This window comes from Rhodococcus qingshengii JCM 15477 (genome assembly GCF_023221595.1).
Taxonomy (GTDB): Bacteria; Actinomycetota; Actinomycetes; order Mycobacteriales; family Mycobacteriaceae; genus Rhodococcus_F; species Rhodococcus_F qingshengii.
On the sequence record NZ_CP096563.1, the window covers coordinates 345,205 to 366,884 of the forward strand.

Below are 21,680 nucleotides of genomic sequence, written 5' to 3' on the forward strand. Positions count from 1 at the left end.
CGGGGTGAGCGTGGATTCCCGTCGTCGACGAGCCACAGTTCTCACTCGGTGATCCGTTCGACCATAGGGTCCTACCAGGGAATCTGACCAAGACCGAACCGTTGTGGCCCGATAAGCAAACGTGATGGAGCGGTGACGGAATCAGACCGACAGAACGCGCAGATCCTCGAGACCGTCCACGACGGGAACTCGCCACGACGCAAGCTCTTCCGGTCCCTGCTCGTCCCACAATTCGAACAGTTCCGAATCGGTCGATGCGATGGTGCGCTCCACCATTTCGATCAACCAGGTGAGCCGTTCGCTGGTCAGGGCCGCGGTGAAGGAATCGAGATCGAGGTCTTCGGTGGCGGGGTCGCGCTTGTGATCGGCGCGCACGATCAGCACCAATTCGAGCAAGGCGATGGCGATTTGGCCGCCGTCCACCTCGAGGTAGTCGTCCTCGAATGCCCACTCCACCGATTCGAAGGTGAAGTCACCGTGCCCGATGGACGCGATCAAATCCCCTGCACCGTCGTTCTCGAACGGTCCCGATCCCCACGCGCCCACTGTCTACTCTTTTCCGATTGCCGTCTCAGCGCGCTTCGAGCGCGATCTTCGCTCCGAATCCTAGAAGAACTGTTCCGGTTATGCGCTCGAGTGCCTGTCGCACTCGGGGCTTCTCGAAGGTGCTACGCGCTCGCGAGAGAAGGACCACGTAGCCACTGAGCCACACGATGGTGATGGCTGCGTGGATGAGCACCAGCAATGCAAGCGACGGTCCCGTCGGCCACCCGGCCGGAACCAACTGCGGCAACAGTCCGGTGTAGAAGACGGCGATCTTGGGGTTGAGCAGGTTGGTGGTGAAGCCCGTCTTCCATGTCCCGGCCTTCTGCGATCGTGGAGCGTCGGCATTGTGTTGCATCCGCGACGTCCGGCTCTCCCACAGTGCTCGCACACCGAGATAGATCAGGTAAGCCGCGCCGGCGAGCTTGACGACGGTGTACGCCTCCGCCGACGCGGCCAGGATCGCCGACAGCCCGAGGACGGTCAACAGACCCCACACCAGAAGGCCCGAGACGATGCCGGCAGCTACCCGGAAACCGGCGGATCTGCCCGCGCCGAGAGCAGCCTGCGTCACGACGGCCATGTCGGGCCCGGGGACCAGAGTCAGTAGGGCGAGCACAGCTGTGGCGGCGAGCAGAGCGGTCAGCATGCAACAAGTATGAAGTCGGGGTGGGGAGCATTGTCGGCCGGTGGTGTCGGGCCTGTGAACAAAGAGTGGCGCGGCGGTGTGAACTGCATGGACACGCCCGGAAACCGGCGTCTCGCGAGCCCTGTTCGACAAAGTTATGCACACTGTGGGGAAACGAATCGTTGCAGGTAGAAGGAATAACTATGTTGTAATTCATCCTTTTGTCCACAGGTTATGCACAACTGGGAAGCGGATGTGAATGAAGTTATCCACACCTGTGTGTGCATCGGTGGAGAACTGTCCAACTCCATTGGATACCCGCGAGTAATAAATCCCAACCAGTGGGTTGACCCCGGGACGTTCGTCCTGTCCAATCGAGAGTCAGCGGTAGTCGTGCGATGCTCAGGGGGCGCTTGACGGATGCGGAGATTTGGGTTTGTCGGGATTGTGTTGGTCGTGCTCGCGCTTGTCGTGGGCGGAGTGGCGTATGCCGAACCGGCACCTGAAAACCCACCAGGAGATTCGGCCGGTCAGGCCGGGGCTCACATCAATCGCATAGAGCAGTTGTCGCCCACACGCAGTGCCGTCTTCGTCGAGTCGCCGGCCATGCGGCGCGAGGTGCAAGTGCAGGTTCTGCATCCAGCGTCGAGTGCCGGTTCGCGTCCGTCCTTCTACCTACTCGACGGCGTCAGTGCCGGTTCGGAATCCGGATACTCCGAAAGCACCTGGACTCAAAAGACCGACATCGAAGCGTTTTTCGCCGACAAGAACGTCAACGTCGTTCTCCCTGTTGGCGGTACCGGCAGTTTCTACACCAACTGGAAGAACGACGATCCGAACCTCGGTGTGAACGAGTGGGAATCGTTTCTCGCAGAAGAACTTCCGACGTTGATCGATTCTGCGTTTTCCGGAAATGGGACGAACGTGGTCGGCGGGGTGTCCATGGGTGCGCTCGGCGCGGCCAACCTCATCACACATCACCCGAAGCTCTACACCGGATTGGCCTCGTACAGTGGCTGTCTCGACAACTCCGAATCGTCCTCGCAGGACTCCGTACGGCTCACCGTGGCCAGCAAGGCGGGCGACGCCACCAACATGTGGGGCCCGGCGTCGGACCCCGACTGGCAAAAGCACGACCCGTCCACCAACGCGGAAACGCTGCGAGGGAAGACGATCTACGTGTCCTCCGGTACAGGTGCGCCCGGAGAATACGACAACGTCTTCACCCCGAGTGGACTGCAGACTGCCATCGAAGGCGGACCGCTCGAGGCGCTCGCTAATACGTGCACACAACTGTTCGAAGCGAGGTTGGGCGAGTTGTCGATTCCCGCAGTATTCGCGTATCGGAACGACGGCACCCATTCGTGGCCGTACTGGCAAGACGCGCTTCACGATTCCTGGCCGACGGTGAAGACGGCGCTGGGAATGTGAGCTGAGAACTACTCGGCCAGTGCCAGTTCGAGCAATTGGAGGGCGCCGTCACGGGTCTGCGCCGCCGCGATGAACCCGGCCTTGTGGCAGAAGACCGAACTGTCGACGCCCGTCTGGGCGGCAAGATCCGAGCCGTTCAGGCCGCGCCACTGCTCCGGCAACAGCTTTCGTGAACCGAACTTGGAGTCAGCAGGCTTGACCGTCTGAATCGACCAGCCGCCGTTGGTGTTCGGGAAGATGGTGAACAGCAGCTCCGGCTGGGCAGACGCGGCGCGGCCGTGGGGAACGAAGCGTTCCAGGACGACGAAGCGCGGATCCGTTGCTTTTTCGTAGGTCTCGGTGAACTCGCGCTCGGCGGCCGCGTCGCCGGCGTACTTGGCGCGCAGGCGAATCAAGACCTGGGTTGCGAGAACGACGGCCAGCTCGAACTGGGTGTCGAACTCCTCGTCGGTGGACGAGATCGGATTGAAAAGGTCCAGCACGGACGACAGATCAAAAGGCTTGGTGCCGTAGTCGTTGAGGGTGTAGATCTCTTGGCCGTTGTCGACGGCGTCGATGCCCTCGACCAGTCGGCTGTCGATACGGCGGAACACGGAGGCGTCGCCTTCACAGAACTGCAGGCCGTATTCCTGCCAGAGCAGACCGAAGGCGGAGTACAGGATGCCGTTGCTGCGCTCGCCGGCATCACGCTGGTGATGGTCGAAGCGCCCCTCGGCCGGGTTGTAGCGACCGCCGACGTCGAGCACGATGTCCGCGCTGTCGAGGACGGACTCGTCACGGCTGCGAACGACGGTGGCGTCGGGGTACAGCTGCTTGAGCAGCGATACGCCGAAGACGTCGTCTGCATGGAACTTGCCGTTATGGGTCGCGATGATCACCCGTCGAGACTAGGCAATCGAGCGGGGGGATGCCTATTCAGCCGACGGTGCGGATGCGATCGGTGGCAGGCGGCGAGACCGGGGACCCGGCTGCGAACAGGGCAGTCAAGGCGTCGAGGTCGTTGCCCGCGCCGGTCATCTGGGTGGAGTTCTTCAGTGCGGTGAAACCGTCCCCGCCCTCGGCGAGGAACTTGTTCACCACGACGCTGTAGGCGCCGTCGGGGGCGATGTCCTGCCCGTTCAGGCGCATTTCCGAGATTCGCGAGCCCGGCGCTGCTCGCCGGTCCATGGCGTAGGTGAAGCCCGCGGACGGGGAGAGGATGCGCTCGGTAGCGGTGCCGTCGAGGTCGATCTGGAATTGCTGTTCGAGTGCGTCCTTCAACACCGCTCCTGTGACGGAGAGCACCTCGAGGCTGTTACCGAATGGCTGAACACCGTAGGCCTGGCGGTAGGTGACCTGGCCGGAAGTGCCGAAGTCCAAGTCCTCGCGCATGCCGCCAGGGTTCGTCAACGCTAGTTGGGCGCCTCGTGTCGATCCGGCGGCGAGTTGAGCGTCGGCGACCAGGTTGCCGAGTGTCGATTCGCCGCTGGGGACGCGGTCGCGTGTCAGATCGGCGGTAATGGTCCCCACCGGCCGCTGAGCGCTGTCCGACGCCTCCGACCAGGCCCGGTCGGCGAGAGCCTGAATATCGGGATCCGGCGAAATATCGTGTGTCACTATCTGATTGAACGCGGACGTCTGATCGCGAACGACCTCGCGTGTGTTGCGATCGATGGTGACGTCTGCGACGGACACGATCCGGCCGTGCGAAGCGCCCTGCATCACGACTCTGGGATTGCCTGCGGGATCAGGGAATTCGCAGTTGTACTGCTGGTGGCTGTCGGCGGTGAAGATGACGTCCACCTTCGGTGACGCACGAAGGGCGATGTCGCGGGCCGGCCCGGACTCGACGTTGCAGTCGTTGGGCCCACCTTCGACGGCCGGTTCGTCCCCACGGTGCAGGAGGACGGTGATGGCTTTGACGCCGAAGAAGTCGAGGACGTCGGCGGTGCGGTTGATCGCTTCGACCTCGTCGCCGAACTGCAGATCGGCGATCCCGCCTGGTGTCACGATCTGCGACGTGTTGGCGGGGGATATCGCGATTACTCCGAGCGGAATGCCGTCGACCATGTTCACGGTGAAGGGCAGCGTGGCCGGGGTGCCGTTGGTGTACGTCATGTTCGCGGCCATCAGTGGGAAGTTGGCGCCGTCGAAGGACGGACTGAACGTGCACGCATCGACAGCGGAGCAACCGCCGGACTGCATGCGACGGAACTCGGCGAGCCCTTTGTCCAGTTCGTGGTTGCCGATCGCGGAAGCGTCGATCTTCATCCGGTTCAGGAGTTCGACCGTCGGTTCGTCGTTGAACATCGCCGACTCGAGCGCCGACGATCCCCAGTTGTCACCGACCGAATACAGCAGCGAGTTGGTGGCTTGGCTGCGAAGTTGCGTCACGTAAGCAGCGAGATACGCCGCGCCACCTGCGGGGGTAAGAGAGCCGTCGGCCTGCCTGATCTCGCTGCGAACACCTTCCGGCGGGCGGAGACTGCCGTGCAGATCGTTGAACGCCAACAGACGTACCGACACCGTGTCCTGGGACTCTGCGTTGGCGACGCCACTCAGGGAGGTCGCGGTGGTGGCGAGAAGGGTCGTTGCGAGCACGGCACACGTTCGTGTCATGCGTCGCGTCATGCGTCGTGCTCCCTCACTCGGACCGGCCTCGAACCTCCCTGAGTGTGCCCGTCTGCCGAAACGAATTCCAGTCCCCGGCGTAACAGTTATGTATCGAGTGTCACGCGGTGACGCCGATGCCCGCGGCCTGCTTCGCGACGTCGGTGTCAGCGAAAGCGAGGAACGCGTCGTTCTCGTGTGGATCGCCGATGGTCATCCGGACGCCCTCGACGCCGTACTGGCGGATCAGAATGCCCGCTTCGGTACTCGCCTCGGCAAAAGCGGGAGAGAGCTCCCCGAGGGGGAGATAGACGAAGTTCGCCGACGACTCGGGGACGGTGTACCCGGCTTCGATCAGAGCGGTTCGAACTCGCGTCCGCTCGGCGATGACACCTTCGGTGCGGGCAAGCAGTTCGTCTGCTGCAGCCAGGGAAGCGATTGCGGCGGCCTGCGCGACAGCGCTCACGGTGAACGGGGTGTGCACCTTGCCGAGGGCCACGATGATCTCCGGATCCGCGACCGCGTAACCCACGCGGATTCCCGCGAGGCCGTACGCCTTCGAGAAGGTGCGCAGAACAACCACGTTGGGGCGGCTGCGGAACAGCTCGATGCCGTCGGCGTCCGAGCGTGAGTATTCGAAGTACGCCTCGTCGAGTGCGACGACGACGTGCGCCGGGACCGCGTCGAGGAAGCTCTCGAGCTCTGCCTTCGACAGTGCATTGCCGGTCGGGTTGTTGGGGTTGCATACGAAGATCAACCGCGTGCGATCCGTGATCGCGGCCAGCATCGCGTCGAGGTCGTGGCCGAAGTCCTCGGTCAGCGGAACCTTGACCGAGACGGCATGGCCGACCTGGGTGACCACGGGGTACGCCTCGAACGAACGCCACGCGTAGATGACCTCGTCACCCTGATCGCACGTGATCTGCACGAGTTCCTGGCACAGCGTCACGGAGCCGCAACCAGCGGCGACGTTGGCCGGCTCGACTTTCAAGAAGCTGGCCAGCGCCTCGATGAGTGCAACCGCGGCATTGTCCGGGTAGCGGTTGGCATTGGCGACCGCGTCGGCGACGGCGTCACGCACACCGGGCAACGGCCCTACTGTCGTTTCGTTGCTCGCCAGCTTGATCGCACCCGGAAAATTGCGTCCGGGAACGTAGGCGGGGATGGAGGCGAGGTCAGGGCGAATGTGTGCGGTCACGAGTCGATTATGCGCGCACTGATTTGGTGCGTAGCGGCCGTCTGCGTGTCAGAGTTAGAAGATGTCGGAAATCTTCCGAGCCACCGCGTATCTGCGCGGAGCCGAAGGGGAGGTCGCCACGGCTGTTCCGCTGACCGTGGTGGAGCCGGACGGCCCGACGCGGGGCGGGATCGTCGTCCTGCATGAAGCCCGGAAGTTCAGCCCGGCTCTGCTGAATCTGATGTGCGCGCTTGCCGGCGAAGGGTGGGTGAGCGTCGCACCTCACCTGTTTCACCGCGAACCCGAACACATGCAGGGTGAGGTGTTCGGTGACAACCTCTTCGCCGACTTCGACGCGACCCTCGATTGGCTCGTCGGACGCGAAGTTCTCGCAGACACCATCGGGGTGCTCGGATTCGACGACGCCGGTACCGCCGCGATGCTCGTGGCCACCAGCCGTCCCGTCGGCGCCGCGGTGAGCGTCGCCGCCCGGGGAATCGTCGAAGCCTTGTCGGTAGATGCTCAGGCGCTTGTCGACGCGGCCACTTCCCTGCAGGCGCCGTGGCTGGCGCTGTACGGCGAGGACGATCCCAGCACGCCTCGCGAACACGTGACTCTGCTCCGGGAAGCGACCGCGAAGGCCGACGTCGCGACACTGGTGGTCAGCTACGCCGGACTGGCTCACCGGGCGGACGAGCCGCCACAGCTGTCCGAGGACGCTGACCTCGACGACCCTGATTCGGCCTCGATCATCGAAGCTCAGACCCGGATCTTCGACTGGTTCGACAGCCACCTGCGGTAAGTCCACAAAACAGCCCGCTGACCACACGTTTTGCCTTTGGTGGCGAAGGGTGTGTAATCTTTCGATCCGGCGGTCCGAAAGGATCGGAACCCCCAGGGAGGCGTGCCAGAGCGGCCGAATGGGACTCACTGCTAATGAGTTGTCCCTTTTACGAGGGACCGGAGGTTCAAATCCTCTCGCCTCCGCCAAGCCGGTGATTTTGACCGGCGGGTTAGAAATGATAGAAATTACGACGGTAAGACACGCAAGACCAGCAAGACAACAGAACATGCGCCCGTAGCTCAACGGATAGAGCACTTGACTACGGATCAAGAGGTTAGGGGTTCGAATCCCTTCGGGCGCACAAGAAAGAAGGTCACAGACTTCAGGTCTGTGACCTTCTTTTTGTTGTGGTGCATACGCAATTCTTGAATGTGTGTGAGGTCACCTCGGCGATTTCGGGCGGTGATCCTCGCGATCGTGGGAACCGACAACCGATCCCCGCGACCTATGCTTTCTGCGGAGCAGCCACGCGAACCGAGGAGAACCCGTTGGAGACCGTCGACAGTCGGACGCTCCCGGTCTACTCGGCCGGGGCGGTCGAGGTGCCCTTTGTCATCGCGGGCATGGACGAGCTTGTCTCCCGCGAGACCCGGTGGGAGGCGCACTCGCACCCGACCCACGAATTGTTGTGGAACGAGCGAGGAGCGTCGAGCGCCACGGTGGGATCGCGCACGTGGACCATTACGCCGACCGTCGGTCTGTGGATGCCCGCCGGCGTCCTGCACTCGGCGATCGCGCCGGCCGGCACCTGGTATCGGGCCGCTCAGCTCGACATCGCGTCAGTTCCTTCTCTGTCCGACGTGCCGGTGGCGATCGAGGTCACTCCGCTGCTGCGGAACCTCCTCGAGCGACTGGCAGACGATTCACTCGGAACCTCTTCACGCTCGCTCACGGAGCAGATGGTGATCGACGTGCTGGCACCGTCGCCGAACGAGTTGCTGGTGCTGGTGCCGGACTCGCCACTTCTGCAACCCATCGTCGATGCGATCGGTGACGATCCGAGTGACATGCGAACGCTGTCCGACTGGGCAAGGCTCCTCGGTGTCAGCCCGCGAACCATCACCCGGGTATTTCGGTCGGAGACCGGGATGAGTTTCGGGCAGTGGGTCTCGGCTGTGCGCGCCCAACGAGCGGTGACCCTTCTTGCCCACGGCTTGGATCTACAAGAGGTTGCCGAGCGTGTGGGCTACCACTCGACCAGCGCATTCGGGGCGGCATTCCGGCGCACTACCGGCGCTACACCAGGGATGTTCCGGGCTAGCTGATCGGCCATCACACCTTGTCTCGATCGCTACACGGGGTGTCCCAAACACGCGATTGCGCCACATTGCCCTCCCGTATACGGTTTAGGCAAACCTCACCTAAGTTCCTGATTGAGCCGGGTTGAGGGCCGTACCCCTTCTCGAGAGAGTTCTGTTTTCATGCGTTCAAAACGCTTCTTGGCGGTGGCCGCAGCAGCGGTCGCAGTCGCCCTCGGCATGACAGCTTGCAGTTCCGACTCCTCGGAGACCGCCGACGGCGGCAGCGCCGGAAGCGGATCCAGCTCCTTCCCTGTCACGATCGAGCACGCTTTCGGAACTACGACGATCGACGCCAAGCCGGAGCGAGTTGCCACCGTTGCCTGGGCCAATCACGAAGTGCCCCTTGCTCTCGGCGTGGTTCCCGTCGGAATGGCAGCGGCGACTTTCGGTGACGACAACGGCAACGGAATGCTGCCGTGGGTCGAGGAAAAGCTCGACGACCTTGGCGCGAAGCCGCCGGTGCTCTTCGACGAGACCGACGGCATCGACTTCGAAGCCGTCTCCGATACGAACCCTGACGTCATTCTTGCCGCATACTCCGGATTGACGCAGGAGGACTACGACACTCTCAGTGAGATCGCTCCGGTTGTGGCGTATCCCGAGGGGCCGTGGGCGACGTCGTGGCGTGACGTCATCAAGTTCAACAGCATGGGCCTCGGCATGGAATCCGAAGGGCAGGAACTGATCTCCACCATCGAGAAGGAGATCGCCGACGAGGTTGCCGCGCATCCGCAGCTTGCAGGCAAGGCAACCATGTTCCTGACGCACGTCGACACCGCTGATCTGAGCCAGGTCAGCTTCTACACGGCGAACGACACGCGCGCCGCGTTCTTCGAGGACCTCGGACTTTCGACGCCGAAGAGCGTTGCCGACGCCTCGACGGGTGGTGAGTTCTCGAAGAAGGTCAGTGCGGAGCGTGTGGACGTCTTCGACGACGTCGAACTGATCGTCACCTACGGTGACCAGGCACTTGTCGACGCACTCAAGGCTGACCCATTGCTCTCGCAGATGCCTGCCGTCGCCAATAACTCGATCGTGTTCCTCAATGGGACCGGGCCGATGGGAACGGCGGCCAACCCGACTCCACTCGCAATTTCGTGGGTACTCGGCGACTACGTCGATCTGCTCGCCGGGGCCGCTGGAAAGTCGGAGTGACTGTAACCTCGCAGGATTCGACGTCGGGCGCTCGCGATACGCGGCGCCCGACGTTCGGCAATTCGCTGTGGCTGATCGCCCTTCTCGTTGTCCTCGCGGTGCTCATGTGCGCCTCGATCGTCATCGGCTCTCGTGACGTCGACTGGTCCGATATCTTTGCCGCACTGAGTGGTTCAACGGACAACATCGGTCAGGGCGCGATTGCCAAGCGCATTCCGCGGACGGTGCTCGCGATAATCGTGGGAGCTGCGCTCGGTCTTGCCGGCGCAGTGATGCAGGGGATCACCCGAAACCCTTTGGCGGATCCCGGAATCCTGGGCGTCAACATGGGCGCTTCGCTCGCCGTGGTGATCGGAATGGCGTGGTTCGGACTGTGGACCCAGACCAGCATGATCTGGGTGGCCGTACTCGGTGCAGCCGGGGCGGCATTGTTCGTCTACGTAGTCGGGTCACTCGGGCGAGGTGGAGCCACGCCACTCAAGTTGGCTCTTGCCGGGGCCGCAACATCGGCTGCGTTTGCTTCGTTCATCACTGCGATCATGCTGCCGCGAAACGATATTGCGGGCAACATTCGTTCGTGGCAGATCGGCGGCGTCGGTGGCGCGAGTTTCGAGGTGATCCGGCAGGGTCTGCCTTTCCTCATTGTCGGCTTCGTGATCTGTCTGCTGTCAGCGCGCAGTCTCAACTCTCTTGCGCTCGGCGACGAGGTTGCATCAGGTCTCGGCGAACGCGTCGCGGTGGTTCGTGCAGTGGCAGCGCTCGGTGCAGTGTTGCTCTGCGGTGCAGCCACTGCCATTGCCGGACCGATCGGCTTCGTCGGTTTGGTTGTCCCGCATCTGTGCCGGTTGCTGATCGGGATTGACAACCGTTGGCTACTACCGTTTTCTGCGCTGACAGGTGCCGGCCTTCTCGTCGCCGCCGACATTCTCGGACGAATTGTCGCCCGGCCGAGCGAAATCGACGTCGGCATCATCACCGCGCTCATCGGAGCGCCCTTCTTCATTTACATAGTCCGCCGTCAGAAAATACGTGAGCTGTGACCACTACATTCGTTACTCCCGAAGTCGAGGTCGACGCAGTCGGAGCAAGCCGTATCCGACGAGGTAGACGCCGCCGCATCGTGATTGCCGTGCTGACGGTCCTCGCCGTCGCATCCTTCGCGGTCACTCTGATGGTGGGAAAAACCTTCTACCCGCCGTCAGATGTGCTTCGGGTCGTGCTGGGGGAGAACGTGCCTGGTGCCTCGTTCACCGTCGGCCGCCTCCGGTTGCCTCGCGCTGTCCTCGCTGTGGTCGCCGGAATCTGTTTCGGCTTGGGCGGCATCACGTTCCAGACGATGCTGCGCAACCCGCTCGCGAGCCCCGACATCATCGGAATCAGCTCCGGCGCAAGCGCTGCAGCGGCTTTCGCGATCATCTCGCTTTCACTCGGCGGTTCACAGGTATCGGTTTTTGCTATCGCTGTCGGTCTGGGCGTCGCAATCTTGATCTACGTTCTGTCTTTCCGGGACGGTGTAGCGGGCACTCGGCTGATCCTGATCGGTATCGGCATCGCCGCGATGCTCGACAGCGTCACCGCCTACCTTCTCAGTACCGCCGCCGCGTGGGATCTGCAGGAGACGATGCGTTGGCTCACCGGCAGTCTCAACGGTGCCAACTGGGGTTCGACGGTTCCCGTACTCCTGGCGCTGGTCTTGCTCGGGCCGGTGCTGCTGAGCCAATCGCGCAACCTTTCGACCATCCAGCTCGGTGACGACGCAGCACAAGCGCTCGGCGTCAGAGTGGAACGAACGCGCATTCTGACGATCATTGCGGCCGTCGGACTCATCGCCTTTGCCACTGCCGCTGCGGGGCCCATCGCCTTCGTCGCATTTCTGTCAGGGCCCATCGCCGCCCGCATCGTCGGTCCGGGAACATCACTTTTGATTCCGTCGGCGCTGGTCGGAGCGCTGCTGGTGCTCGTCGCCGATTTCTGCGGACAGTACGCCTTCGGCACCCGCTACCCCGTTGGCGTGGTGACCGGTGCGCTGGGAGCGCCGTATCTTGTCTACCTCATCATTCGCTCCAACCGAACGGGAGGTTCGCTGTGACCGAATCCCATACTCTGACTGTCGAAAACCTCGAACTCGGTTACGGAGGACGGACCGTCGTCGAATCGCTCGACCTCGCGGTGCCGCCGGGAAAGATCACGACCATCGTGGGCGCCAACGCGTGCGGCAAATCGACACTGCTGCGGTCGATGTCGCGGCTACTCAGTCCTCGAAGCGGTCATGTTCTGTTGGACGGCAAGGATGTTCATCGCCTGCCTGCGAAGAAGCTCGCTCGCACGCTCGGTCTGCTGCCGCAGTCACCGATCGCACCGGAAGGGATAGTTGTCGCCGATCTCGTCGGCCGTGGTCGTCATCCACATCAGCGGGTGCTGTCGAGGTGGAGCCGCGAGGATGACGCAGCTGTCGCCGAGGCGCTTGCGGCCACGGACACAACCGGATTGGCCGAACGATCGGTGGACGAGCTTTCCGGTGGTCAGCGCCAACGTGTGTGGATTGCGATGGCGCTCGCCCAACAAACCGATCTGCTTCTACTCGACGAGCCGACCACCTTCTTGGACGTGAGCCACCAGGTTGAGGTCTTGGACCTGCTCACCGACCTGAACCGGACTCGGGGTACAACGATTGTCATGGTTCTGCACGATCTCAATCTCGCCGCCCGCTACGGCGACTACCTCGTCGCCATGGCCGATCGCCGGGTCTACGCGGCGGGTGATCCTGCCGAGGTGCTCACGAGCGACAACGTCCGCACCGTGTTCGGTCTCGAGAGCCGAATCATCCCCGACCCCATGTCGGGTAAGCCGTTGGTGTTGCCGCTCGGGCGCCACCATGTGCTCGACGACGTGTCGACGTGACGGCGTCGAACGCCCCGGGCGGGCGGATCGAATCCGTGGAACAACTCAATGCGATTCTCGGACAGCCCCATCCGACGATCATGGAGAAGCAGACCGCTTACACGACTCCGTTGATCCGTGAATTCATCGAGCAGGCACGGTTTTTTGTGCTCGCGACATCCGATGCGGCCGGAAATTGCGACTGCTCGCCGCGTGGAGACCTGGTCAGTCAGGTTCTGTTTCCCGACGAGAAGACGCTCGTGCTCCCGGATCGTCCGGGCAACCGGCGCGCTGACTCGTACCGGAACATGATCGAGAATCCTCACGTGGGGATCCTCTTTCTCGCGCCCGGGCACGACGAGATCGTGCGCGTCAACGGCACGGCGACTCTGTCCACCGATCCTGATCTGTTGGATTCGATGGCGATGAACGGCAAGCCTGCACAGCTTGCGGTGATCGTGCAGATCGACGAGGCGTATCTGCATTGCGCGAGAGCAATTCTGCGGGCGAAGTTGTGGGATCTGTCGACGTGGCCGGCATCCGATGAGGTGCCGAGTCTGCGCGACATGATGGCGGAGCAACACAGCCTGCGCGTCGAGGACCTCGAACCCGCCAGACAAGAGGCGTACCGCAAGTACCTGTACTGACCTCAGTCCGTTGGCCTTTCGCAGGAGAACGGACTCCACCAGCTGATCGTCAACTGGTGGAGACCGTCGTTCTTACTGTTCCGGGTTTACTGAAGCGAAATTGTGGCGCCACCGGAGAACATCGAGTCGTGTACCTCGATCTCCTTGGGGGTGGCACTGGTCGGGATGTCGAAGACAATGGTGGTCTTCCGTGTGATGCCGGGGTTTATGTCGCCGCCGATCGCGGTTTCGGCGTCGATATTGATCGCTGCCATCGTGTTGTTGGTGAACTCGCGACCTTCGGTGTCGATCAAGGTCTGATTGGATCCGAAGTAAGCCTGGGGCTTGTCGGAAGTGTTCGTGATCTCGACGTGAACGAGTACGAACTGACCCTCAGCTTGCTCTTGCAAGTAGGGATTGTCGCCGATCGTCGTGAGGCCGGTCTCGATACCCGTCACGACGAAACCGAACTTTCCGTCTCGCACTTCCTCGCCGATTCCGGGATTCGAAGACTTCGTTTCCTTGGGAGCTTCGGCCGGGGCAACTGCGGCCACGGAGGCACCGTTGTCCGCGGCTTGCGTGGTTGTGGGGGCCGCGGCGGATTCTTCCTTGTCTTTGTCCCCGCCGCCAGTGGCGATCGCGACAATCACGAAGAACGCCACGATGCCTCCGACGACCCATGGCCACTTCTTCTTTTTCGCCGGTGAAGGCGGCGGTTGCTGAAATCCACCGGCCGGCTGAGCGTACTGGCCCGGGAACGGCGCGCCAGACTGATCTGGATAAGGCTGTCCATAAGGTTGCTGAGCCGGTGGTTGCTGTCCGTAGGGCTGCTGGGGTTGCTGCCCGTACGGCTGCTGAGGCGGCTGGCCATATGGCTGGTTAGGGTCCTGCGGGGGTTGTGTCATGGCCGTTCCTTCACGTGGGATTGCTCACGCATTACTAGGTGAGCATTCGATACTTCTACCAGACTGACCGGTCGCAATGTGTGCAGAGTGGTCGGTTTTGTCCGACAATGATCCGTGCCTTCAATTGCCTCCTCGCTGTTCTGGATTGCGCTGATCGCGGCCATCGCGCCGATAGTCGCGGGCCTGATCCCGCGTCGACTGGTTCCCGAAGTGGTGTTGCTACTGGTCGCGGGCGCAGTGGTCGGGCCGTTCGCCCTCAACATCGCAGCTGACAGCGAAGCGATCGGCATCCTGCGCGAACTCGGCCTCGGCATGCTGTTCCTGCTCGCCGGCTACGAGATCGACCGACAGGAACTCAGTGGGCGCGGCGGACGTCGAGCGCTCTACACGTGGCTGTTCTGCCTCGCGCTGGCGTTCACGGTGGTCGCGCTGCTTGGCATGAGGAACGTGATCTCCGCCGAAGCCGCTGTTGCCATCGCGATGACGTCGACCGCTCTGGGCACGCTGCTGCCGATCCTCAAGGACAACAAACTCCTCGACACACGCTTGGGTAAGACCGTCCTCAACCACGGGGCCGTCGGCGAGCTCGGGCCGGTCGTCGCGATGGCGGTGCTGCTGAGTGCCCGTGGTGCCGTGCTGTCGCTGATCGTTCTTGCCGTCTTCGCCTTGATCGCTGTCATCGTTGCGGTGCTGCCCGGCAAGCTGATTCACGAAGGCTCGTGGACACATCGCCTGGTGCGGGCAGGGGCGGACACGACGGCGCAGACGACGGTCCGCCTCACCGTTCTGTTGTTGGTCAGCCTCGGAGTGCTGTCGGCTGTGTTCTCACTCGACGTCATTCTCGGTGCATTTGCGGCCGGCTTCATCCTGCGGCGATTGATGCCAGAGGGCGACGAGCGCCTCGAGATCAAGCTCGACGGGATCGCCTTCGGGTTCCTCATCCCGATTTTCTTCATCACTTCAGGCATGGCGATCGACGTCTCGGCGGTCGCCGCCAGTCCCGGCATACTGATTGCGTTTTTGATCCTGATCGTTGTAGTCCGCGGCGTGCCGGTGTTCTTCGTGACCAAGTTCGAGAAGGTCGAACCACCCTTCACCACGCGCGAAAGTGCGCAAGTCGCGTTGTACGGGGCTACCGGCCTGCCCATGATCGTGGCGGTCACGGGCGCGGCCGTCGACGCGCATCAGATGTCCTCGGACAACGCGTCGATTCTTGTCGCGGCCGGGGCGATCACGGTTCTGCTGTTGCCGATGATTGCCACTCTGTTGACGAAAAAGGAGAAAGTGTCCTGATTCAGAGATCCAACTGCTCGTCGAGCCAGTCGAACATCCGCTGATCAGTCAGACGCCTCGCCATGGGCTGGCAGTGGAAGTTCGCGCCCTCGGCAGCGGTGAAGGGAACCACCGTCGTCGGTCCGCCGGCGAGGGCGGCAAGCCGCTTGGATTGACCAGGCCAGAATTGCTCGTCTTCCGGATCGGTGATGAGCAGGGGAGTGGAGATCGAGCCGGCGACGTCTTCGAGGTGGTACTTCCGAACCTCGGCGAGAGTGTTGTAGTAGCCGTCGGCGAGGTACGGACGCGCTCGGAAACGCCAGATCCGGGCGCTGTCCTTCGAGAATTTCATCCCCAGCCCTATCGCCATGTCGCGGTCGAAGGCCTCCGACTTCCCCTCGTCGAGTAGCTTCTGCATGTTCTTGGGGATATGGGCGAGCCACGACGCGGCCACGTCCACGACCCCCGGATCGGCGATCGCTGCCGCGATCCGATGCTCGAACGCCAACGACTGCGGCACCCAGTACCCGCCCTGACTGATCCCGTACATCGCCAGCTTCGACGCATCGACGTCCGGCCGGTCCACGAGATAGTCGACGACGGGCGTGATGACGGCTTCCCAGTCGTGACGGAACGGGATGTTGCGCTCGAAGAGCATCGACTGCTGACCGGGACCGTCGAACATCAACACGTTGTAGCCCCGCTCGAGCGCCCCGGCACCGCCGCTGCCCCACAGCCCGCTGATCGGGCCGTCGCTACCGTTCACCATGATCAACGTCGGCCGTCGCACGTCGCCGGTCGGCCGGAAGAAGTATCCGGGCAGGTAGGTGTCCTCGTAAGGGATCCGGACGCGTTCGACGGGCCGGGAGGTGGTGTCGACGAAGCGGTCCCACGCCTGTCGGTGACGTTTGAAAGTGGGGACCAGAACCGAATCGTCGCTGAGACCGTCGACGGCGTTGATCGCCACACCGAAGTACGACGCCGCCCGCAGGTACGCGTTGGACGCGCTTCGCGAATGCCCGGCCTCGGCTGCCTCTACGGCCTGCCCGAATACCCGTGTACCGAGGTCGAACCAGGCCTCGTACCAGCCTTCGAGGTCCTTCTCGCCGACGTGAGCGATGGCCGAGAGCACTTCGCCGGTGTCTGCCGCGCCGAAGGTGGCTTGCCCGAGAACGACTCGTAGCTCGAAGTCGAAGGATTCGTTGCGATAGAAACCAGCAGTGAACGCCTGGTGCGGATGGGCGAAGAACGACGACGCGAGAGACATGGGCACACCTTCGCTAGTTCGGGGCAGCCATTTTCAGTTGTAGTTCCAGGATCGCCCGAATCGCTTGCCGGAAAACCTGTCAGCGCGGCGACGCCGGGAGCCCGGTGGATGGCGGCCTCGACATCGCAAATGCCAGGGTGCACAACCACAACGACATTCCCAGCACCTGCGCACGTTGAGCGATACCCAGTCCGAGATTACCGCCGCCGGAGACTTCGATGCTGTTGGTCGTCAACATCCACACCGTCGCAAGGGAAGTCAGGATCAGAATGGTCAGACCCGTCGTCCGCAAAGAAGGGTGCTCGCGATACCTGAATGCTCCCACGGTGAATGCGATCATCGCGGTGAAGATCGCGAAGACCGCCACGCTGCTCGTCAACGCGTGAACATGGTGGAGCTGCGGAAGTAGACCGTCGGGTGCGCTCGACGGGCAACCCTCGCCCGAGCATTCGAGGGGGAACGACGCGTCGGCGATGGTCGCGATGCCGAACACTGCCAGCGCAATCCAGCCCGTGACGTAGAGCCTTCGCCGGGGCGTGATCAGCAGGCCCAGCGCTCCGGAGATCAACATCAAGATTGCGGACAGGACATCGGCGTTACCGAAGACATCGCGGTATTTCTGGTTCTCGGCATCGAGTTCGCTGAGGAACGATGTCACCGGGTCGAGGCCGGTGTCCAGGAAGAATTCGAGAATCCACGACGAGTAGACGATTCCGCCCAGAGCCAGTGCAGCCACCAAACCCCACCGCGCAACGTTGCGTTCCTTCACGAAATCGAGCTTACGGACCGAGCAGGGCTTTCTGGACGCGTTCGGCCGCTACCAGCGGATCTTCGTGCTCCCAGATGCGGATGACGGTCCAACCCTGCTCTGCCAGACGTGCATCGGTGTCGCGGTCTCGAACCACGTTGGCGGCCAACTTGTCCGTCCACCACTGCGCGTTGTTCTTGGGAAACGTCGCATGCTGCGGGCAGCTGTGCCAGAAGCATCCGTCCACGAACACCGCGACTTTGCGGCGTGGAAATACCAGATCGGCCCGTCGGCGAACACCTTTGACAGGCGCCCGATCCACGAAGTACCGGAGTCCGCGTCGATGCAGCTCGCGTCGAAGTGCGATTTCGGGTTTGGTGTCGCGCCGACGCTGAGCGCTCATCCGAGCGCTGGTGGCAGGATCCGTCGCAGGCACCGTGGTTCCCTCAGCCGTCGGAATCTTCGCTGTCTTCGGGATCGGACCAGGTGGGCGCAAACCTGTTGCGACGCTCCACTTCACCGTGCACGACGGTCACGAAGTCGGTGAACGAGAGAGTCTGGCTCTCGGTGGGGCGGCCGTTGCGCGGCGGTGGTTCGTCGACGTCGAAGAACCGGACTGCACCATCGGGTTCGTAGAGTCCGATGTAGACCTTCTCGAAGAGGTCGTAGCGCGTGTCTTCGGCGCCGAGATCCACCCAGGCCTTTCCCGGAACGCCGACCACCGCGCGCTTGCCCCGACCCGAGCGCTTCGAGAGCGTCGTGACGTGGTGTGCAAAAGAGGATTTGCCGGTATCGCTGGTCTTGGTCGGGTCGCCGTCGTCGCAGGTGGCGTACGGCTCGAACATGACGGCGACCAACACGCTGTACGGCTGACGCTGATGCAGAACCATTGCCTCGCCACGCAATTCGTGGTCGTTGCGGACGATGTTCTTGGTCCACCGTCCCAGCTTGCCGCTGCGGGGACTGTAGTCCTGGAAGTTGTACGTCTTGATGGAGACGCAGAGGATCAGGCCGAGAGTGGGGTCGAGTGCCTTGACGTCCAAGCGCTTTCGGCCCTTGGCGACATCGACTGTTGCCTCCTGGCCTTCTCCGGACGCCGTCGGGGTGATGTTGGGATACAGCGGACGCAGAGCGTCGGCCACCGTCTGTGCCAGTTGATTGGACAGTCGCTGGGCGTAGTTCTTCTTCTCGCCGCGATCGGCGTCGGCCGGGGGCTTGTCGCCCGCGAGTTGCAGTGCACTCCACAGTGGTTCGTGTTCCGGCTCGGAAAACAGCGTTTCAGGTTCGGGGAACAGCGAGTCCGTCATGCTGCGGCCTCGGGGTATCCGCCCATCCGCTCGAGATGGCTTTCGACGTCCTCGATGAAACCGGGGATGAACCGAAGATTACCCATGCGTGCGCGCTTGAGGAAGCCGGCGGTGGCCCGAGCCGACAGCAACCGCGTGTCTTCGAGGAAGCCGCTCAGATCCTCGTAGTCGTACTGGACCGGCCAGGTCGAGGTATGGACGCGGAAGGCCTGGCGGTTACGGCCCCAGGCCGCACTCGGCCAGGCGTCGCCCGGTTCGAGTGGCGTCTCGCCCGCGGCGTCGTATTCGATGGGATCGCTCAACCGGCCACCGACCCACGACGCCATCCGCACGCTCACGGCATTGCCGACGAGCTTCCAGCGATGGCTGTGGCGTAGGCCGGGAACCTCGACGGACGGCAGCGTCCAGTCGGGATCGAAACCCTGCAGTCGCTCGGCATCGACTAGACCGGGAGTGACGATCTCACCTGACGGCAACCGGACTGCCGGCTGACTGGGGATGCCGACGGACGAGCCGCCCTTGAGCGTCGGCACGGCATTGACGGCCCATCCGAGACCGCGAGTGCCTTCCGTCCAGTAGAAGCCGCAGGGGTAGTCCGCGGGATCGCCACCCAGGCGCTCGCCGGCGTCCTGGCCGAACAGGATTTCGCGAGGATCATCTGTGCGCGAGGCAAGCATGATGACTCGCTGGCGACGCTGGGGGAGTCCGAAGGCGCGGGCGTCGACCACCCGGTACGCCCAGGTGTATCCGAGGTCTTCGAGGGCGTCGGTGATGTGCCGCATGGCGGCGCCCTTGCCGAGCTGGAGCATGAACGGAACGTTCTCGATCAACAGCCAGCGCGGGCCCTTCTTACGCTTGACCAGACGGAACACCTCGTCCACCAGGCCTGAGCGTGCGCCGGTGATGCCTGCCGTTTTGCCGGCCTGAGAGAGGTCCTGGCAGGGGAAACCGGCGGCCACCAATTCGATGTCACTGGGCAGCGCGCGAAGTTTGGTGACGTCACCGTGCAACGGCACGTCGGCGAAACGCGAACGGAGAACTGCCTGCGCGCCCGGATCGATTTCACACAGCAGTTCGGTGTTCCACCCATGTTCCGAGAGCCCCAACTCGAGACCACCGATACCGGCAAACAAACCCACCATGCTCCGCGACGACGTCACAGCACCCTTCCTCACGAACCGACCTAGAAGCACGGTACTCGAGAACTCCGACACCGTTTGCCAACTATTCGGTCCGCGGCGTGCTCCTTACGGAAGAACCGTTGTGAAACGGCTTACATCGAGATCTTCGGGGCCGATCGAAGTCCCTAAAAGGTCCCTGATCGAAGCAATAACCCGAACCAGCGGTGCTCCGTGCCCGTTCGTCCATTACCGTGGTCGGGTGAGCATCCAACCTTCCGGTGACGCGTCCTGGCCCGCGGTATTGACCTGGCAGGCCCACAACGCTCCTCGTATGGAGTCTGTTCGTGTGCAGCTGAACGGAAATCGCATCAAGGCTTCCGGCCGGATCATCGGTGGAGCCTGCAGTGAGCACCCGGCATTCAGCGCGTCGTACGACCTGGTCACCGACGAGGCCGGCATCACCCGCCGGTTGTCCGTGCGGACCGCCCTGGCCGCCGGTGAGCGTCAGATGTCGATCAGCCGGGACGAAGAAGGCACCTGGATGGTCGAGAACGGCGCCAGTCACCAGCGCTCTGCGTTCGATGGCGCACTCGATGTCGACGTGATCCTCAGCCCGTTCTTCAACACGCTGCCCATCCGCCGCGTCGGCTTGCAGAACGACATCGAAGACGCCGAGGTCCCGGTCGTCTACGTCAATCTCCTCGACCTGCGCGTCGAGGGTGCGACCATCACCTACAGCTCCGGCGCCGACGGAATCAGTGTGCTGTCCCCGGTGTCCAGCTCGACGTTGTCCGTCGATACCGAAGGCTTTGTCCTCGACTACCCGGGTCTGGCAACTCGTATCTAGGTTTCGTATCTCTAGGTTGCGTAGTTCTAGGTTGCGGATCGCCGGATGACGCCGCCGCGTCGACCGGCGTCTCGCATCCGGTTGATCCAGTCGGGTTCTCCGGCCTGAACGTCTTCGATGTCCCACCGCTCGTGCGACTCGTAGGCGCCGCGCGCCGCGAACCCTGCGTCCACCAATCGTGCCGTCGAGCCGTTGTCGAGCAGATCGGTACGTGCACCCTGCAAAAGGTCGAGCGCCTCGTCCAGCGCGACCAGCAGGGCGTCGCGGTTGCCCTCGCACATCGCCCGCACCAGGCCAGGAGCGCTCCCGGCTACGCGGGTGCCGTCGCGAAATGATCCGGCAGCCAGCCCGAGAGCCAGTTCGCCGCCGGCAGCTCCGGTGATCGCAAGCGTTTCCGCGAGCAGGTGAGGCAGATGCGAGATTCGCGCGACTGCTCGATCGTGCTCGAGGGATTCGGCCGGCACTACCACCGAGCCGCAGTCGAGCGCGAGGTCGGCGACCTGCGACCACACATCTGCGTCGACGCCGTTGTCGGTGGCAACAACCCATACCGCGTCGACGAACAGATCGGCATCCCCGACCGCCCAACCCGAAGCTGACGTCCCCGCCATCGGATGACCGCCCACGAACTTGGCGCTCAAGCCCGCTCGTTCGACCGCGGCCTTCACTTCACCCTTGACGCTGACGACGTCCGTGATCGGATTGTCGGGCGCATGCGCGGCGATTGCCTCCAAGGTGGCGTCGACGGCAGGCATCGGCACGGCGATCACAATGATCGCGCCGCTTTCGTTTGCTCTCTGCAGCACTGAAACCAGATCGGTGTCGGCGTCGAAACCGTCGGCTCGGGCCGCGTCGGCGGACTCGCTGGAACGGTTGTAACCCCACGCCTGGCGGCCGGATCGGACGGCGGCGCGAAGTAGCGAACCGCCGATCAATCCGAGGCCGAGAACGCAGACTGGTGGGGCGGAATCGATCGCAGACACGAGTTCAGGTTGGCACATCGATGCTCGGACTTCACTCACTGGCACCAGGCGGGCTA

Annotated in this window: 22 protein-coding genes and 2 tRNA genes; 12 read left to right on the forward strand and 12 right to left on the reverse strand. The window is 63.0% G+C overall.

The genetic code is table 11. The features are described from left to right. Nucleotides 1-141: 141 nt before the first annotated feature. Nucleotides 142-546 (reverse strand): DUF4259 domain-containing protein, encoded by a 405-nt coding sequence (locus tag M0639_RS01540; protein ID WP_007731693.1) that lies wholly within the window; start codon nucleotides 544-546, stop codon nucleotides 142-144. 25 nt (nucleotides 547-571) lie between these two features. Next, entirely contained in the window at nucleotides 572-1,192 is a 621-nt protein-coding gene (locus M0639_RS01545; RefSeq protein ID WP_007731691.1) for a LysE family translocator, read from the reverse strand. Between the two features lie 399 nt (nucleotides 1,193-1,591). On the opposite strand from M0639_RS01545, the gene M0639_RS01550 reads away from it, so the two are divergent. After that, entirely contained in the window at nucleotides 1,592-2,602 is a 1,011-nt protein-coding gene (locus M0639_RS01550) for an alpha/beta hydrolase (RefSeq protein ID WP_064073572.1), read from the forward strand. An 8-nt stretch (nucleotides 2,603-2,610) separates the two neighbouring features. Here M0639_RS01550 and M0639_RS01555 read toward each other — a convergent pair whose 3' ends face one another. The 3 genes from M0639_RS01555 to hisC all read right to left on the reverse strand — a co-directional run bounded on the left by M0639_RS01555 (nucleotide 2,611) and on the right by hisC (nucleotide 6,389). Then, on the reverse strand, nucleotides 2,611-3,480 hold the full coding sequence (locus M0639_RS01555; protein WP_064073571.1) for an MYG1 family protein: 870 nt from the start codon (nucleotides 3,478-3,480) through the stop codon (nucleotides 2,611-2,613). A gap of 37 nt (nucleotides 3,481-3,517) precedes the next feature. After that, the gene (locus tag M0639_RS01560) at nucleotides 3,518-5,212 is read right to left on the reverse strand and encodes a bifunctional metallophosphatase/5'-nucleotidase (RefSeq protein WP_064073570.1); all 1,695 of its coding nucleotides are present in this window, start codon (nucleotides 5,210-5,212) and stop codon (nucleotides 3,518-3,520) included. A gap of 100 nt (nucleotides 5,213-5,312) precedes the next feature. Next, nucleotides 5,313-6,389 (reverse strand): histidinol-phosphate transaminase, encoded by a 1,077-nt coding sequence (gene hisC / locus M0639_RS01565; protein WP_064073569.1) that lies wholly within the window; start codon nucleotides 6,387-6,389, stop codon nucleotides 5,313-5,315. A gap of 61 nt (nucleotides 6,390-6,450) precedes the next feature. On the opposite strand from hisC, the gene M0639_RS01570 reads away from it, so the two are divergent. From M0639_RS01570 to M0639_RS01610, 9 genes are all read left to right on the forward strand, one after another. Then, nucleotides 6,451-7,170: a dienelactone hydrolase family protein gene (locus M0639_RS01570; protein ID WP_003943860.1), complete on the forward strand. Its 720-nt coding sequence runs from the start codon at nucleotides 6,451-6,453 to the stop codon at nucleotides 7,168-7,170. A 96-nt stretch (nucleotides 7,171-7,266) separates the two neighbouring features. After that, nucleotides 7,267-7,358 (forward strand) — tRNA-Ser (locus tag M0639_RS01575). A gap of 82 nt (nucleotides 7,359-7,440) precedes the next feature. Then, a tRNA-Arg gene (locus M0639_RS01580) sits at nucleotides 7,441-7,513 on the forward strand. 46 nt (nucleotides 7,514-7,559) lie between these two features. Then, nucleotides 7,560-8,477, forward strand: coding sequence for a helix-turn-helix domain-containing protein (locus M0639_RS01585; protein WP_082893097.1), 918 nt, complete (start codon nucleotides 7,560-7,562; stop codon nucleotides 8,475-8,477). Nucleotides 8,478-8,633: 156 nt separating this feature from the next. Next, the gene (locus tag M0639_RS01590) at nucleotides 8,634-9,668 is read left to right on the forward strand and encodes an iron-siderophore ABC transporter substrate-binding protein (protein WP_003943792.1); all 1,035 of its coding nucleotides are present in this window, start codon (nucleotides 8,634-8,636) and stop codon (nucleotides 9,666-9,668) included. Continuing rightward, on the forward strand, nucleotides 9,665-10,708 hold the full coding sequence (locus M0639_RS01595; RefSeq protein WP_003943862.1) for a FecCD family ABC transporter permease: 1,044 nt from the start codon (nucleotides 9,665-9,667) through the stop codon (nucleotides 10,706-10,708). Before M0639_RS01590 ends, M0639_RS01595 begins: the two co-directional genes overlap by 4 nt. Next, nucleotides 10,705-11,757 (forward strand): FecCD family ABC transporter permease, encoded by a 1,053-nt coding sequence (locus tag M0639_RS01600; protein ID WP_064073568.1) that lies wholly within the window; start codon nucleotides 10,705-10,707, stop codon nucleotides 11,755-11,757. Before M0639_RS01595 ends, M0639_RS01600 begins: the two co-directional genes overlap by 4 nt. Further along, nucleotides 11,754-12,569, forward strand: coding sequence for an ABC transporter ATP-binding protein (locus M0639_RS01605; RefSeq protein WP_064073567.1), 816 nt, complete (start codon nucleotides 11,754-11,756; stop codon nucleotides 12,567-12,569). The genes M0639_RS01600 and M0639_RS01605 overlap by 4 nt, the downstream gene beginning before the upstream one ends. Further along, entirely contained in the window at nucleotides 12,566-13,195 is a 630-nt protein-coding gene (locus M0639_RS01610) for a pyridoxamine 5'-phosphate oxidase family protein (RefSeq protein ID WP_064073566.1), read from the forward strand. The genes M0639_RS01605 and M0639_RS01610 overlap by 4 nt, the downstream gene beginning before the upstream one ends. A gap of 86 nt (nucleotides 13,196-13,281) precedes the next feature. On the opposite strand, the gene M0639_RS01615 is transcribed toward M0639_RS01610, so the two are convergent. Beyond that, nucleotides 13,282-13,836 carry a DUF4352 domain-containing protein gene (locus tag M0639_RS01615; RefSeq protein ID WP_054827392.1) on the reverse strand — a complete coding sequence of 185 codons (555 nt, stop codon included), beginning with the start codon at nucleotides 13,834-13,836 and terminating at the stop codon, nucleotides 13,282-13,284. A 357-nt stretch (nucleotides 13,837-14,193) separates the two neighbouring features. Here M0639_RS01615 and M0639_RS01620 point away from each other — a divergent pair, with 357 nt between their 5' ends. Then, a complete protein-coding gene (locus M0639_RS01620) occupies nucleotides 14,194-15,372 on the forward strand; it encodes a cation:proton antiporter (protein ID WP_047271529.1) in 1,179 nt (392 codons plus the stop codon). A gap of 1 nt (nucleotide 15,373) precedes the next feature. On the opposite strand, the gene M0639_RS01625 is transcribed toward M0639_RS01620, so the two are convergent. The 5 genes from M0639_RS01625 to M0639_RS01645 all read right to left on the reverse strand — a co-directional run bounded on the left by M0639_RS01625 (nucleotide 15,374) and on the right by M0639_RS01645 (nucleotide 19,815). After that, nucleotides 15,374-16,618, reverse strand: a complete 1,245-nt coding sequence (locus tag M0639_RS01625) for an alpha/beta hydrolase family protein (protein ID WP_064073564.1) — start codon at nucleotides 16,616-16,618, stop codon at nucleotides 15,374-15,376. Between the two features lie 79 nt (nucleotides 16,619-16,697). Then, nucleotides 16,698-17,387 (reverse strand): DUF998 domain-containing protein, encoded by a 690-nt coding sequence (locus tag M0639_RS01630; RefSeq protein WP_007731663.1) that lies wholly within the window; start codon nucleotides 17,385-17,387, stop codon nucleotides 16,698-16,700. Between the two features lie 10 nt (nucleotides 17,388-17,397). Further along, nucleotides 17,398-17,802, reverse strand: a complete 405-nt coding sequence (locus tag M0639_RS01635) for a very short patch repair endonuclease (RefSeq protein WP_019746481.1) — start codon at nucleotides 17,800-17,802, stop codon at nucleotides 17,398-17,400. A gap of 10 nt (nucleotides 17,803-17,812) precedes the next feature. Next, nucleotides 17,813-18,673, reverse strand: coding sequence for a hypothetical protein (locus M0639_RS01640; RefSeq protein ID WP_064073563.1), 861 nt, complete (start codon nucleotides 18,671-18,673; stop codon nucleotides 17,813-17,815). Continuing rightward, complete coding sequence (locus M0639_RS01645) at nucleotides 18,670-19,815, reverse strand: DNA cytosine methyltransferase (RefSeq protein ID WP_030535749.1); 1,146 nt, start codon at nucleotides 19,813-19,815, stop codon at nucleotides 18,670-18,672. The genes M0639_RS01640 and M0639_RS01645 overlap by 4 nt, the downstream gene beginning before the upstream one ends. A gap of 238 nt (nucleotides 19,816-20,053) precedes the next feature. Here M0639_RS01645 and M0639_RS01650 point away from each other — a divergent pair, with 238 nt between their 5' ends. After that, a complete protein-coding gene (locus tag M0639_RS01650; RefSeq protein ID WP_073512852.1) occupies nucleotides 20,054-20,641 on the forward strand; it encodes a putative glycolipid-binding domain-containing protein in 588 nt (195 codons plus the stop codon). Between the two features lie 26 nt (nucleotides 20,642-20,667). On the opposite strand, the gene M0639_RS01655 is transcribed toward M0639_RS01650, so the two are convergent. After that, entirely contained in the window at nucleotides 20,668-21,642 is a 975-nt protein-coding gene (locus M0639_RS01655; protein WP_064073562.1) for a prephenate dehydrogenase, read from the reverse strand. Nucleotides 21,643-21,680 lie beyond the last annotated feature (38 nt).

Bases quoted from the DNA above. Each gene is read 5' to 3' on its own strand.
- M0639_RS01545 (WP_007731691.1), bottom strand. From the start codon at position 1,192: ATGCTGACCGCTCTGCTCGCCGCCACAGCTGTGCTCGCCCTACTGACT.
- M0639_RS01550 (WP_064073572.1), top strand. From the start codon at position 1,592: ATGCGGAGATTTGGGTTTGTCGGGATTGTGTTGGTCGTGCTCGCGCTT.
- M0639_RS01560 (WP_064073570.1), bottom strand. From the start codon at position 5,212: ATGACGCGACGCATGACACGAACGTGTGCCGTGCTCGCAACGACCCTT.
- M0639_RS01570 (WP_003943860.1), top strand. From the start codon at position 6,451: ATGTCGGAAATCTTCCGAGCCACCGCGTATCTGCGCGGAGCCGAAGGG.
- M0639_RS01590 (WP_003943792.1), top strand. From the start codon at position 8,634: ATGCGTTCAAAACGCTTCTTGGCGGTGGCCGCAGCAGCGGTCGCAGTC.
- M0639_RS01625 (WP_064073564.1), bottom strand. From the start codon at position 16,618: ATGTCTCTCGCGTCGTCGTTCTTCGCCCATCCGCACCAGGCGTTCACT.
- M0639_RS01640 (WP_064073563.1), bottom strand. From the start codon at position 18,673: ATGACGGACTCGCTGTTCCCCGAACCTGAAACGCTGTTTTCCGAGCCG.
- M0639_RS01645 (WP_030535749.1), bottom strand. From the start codon at position 19,815: ATGGTGGGTTTGTTTGCCGGTATCGGTGGTCTCGAGTTGGGGCTCTCG.
- M0639_RS01655 (WP_064073562.1), bottom strand. From the start codon at position 21,642: ATGTGCCAACCTGAACTCGTGTCTGCGATCGATTCCGCCCCACCAGTC.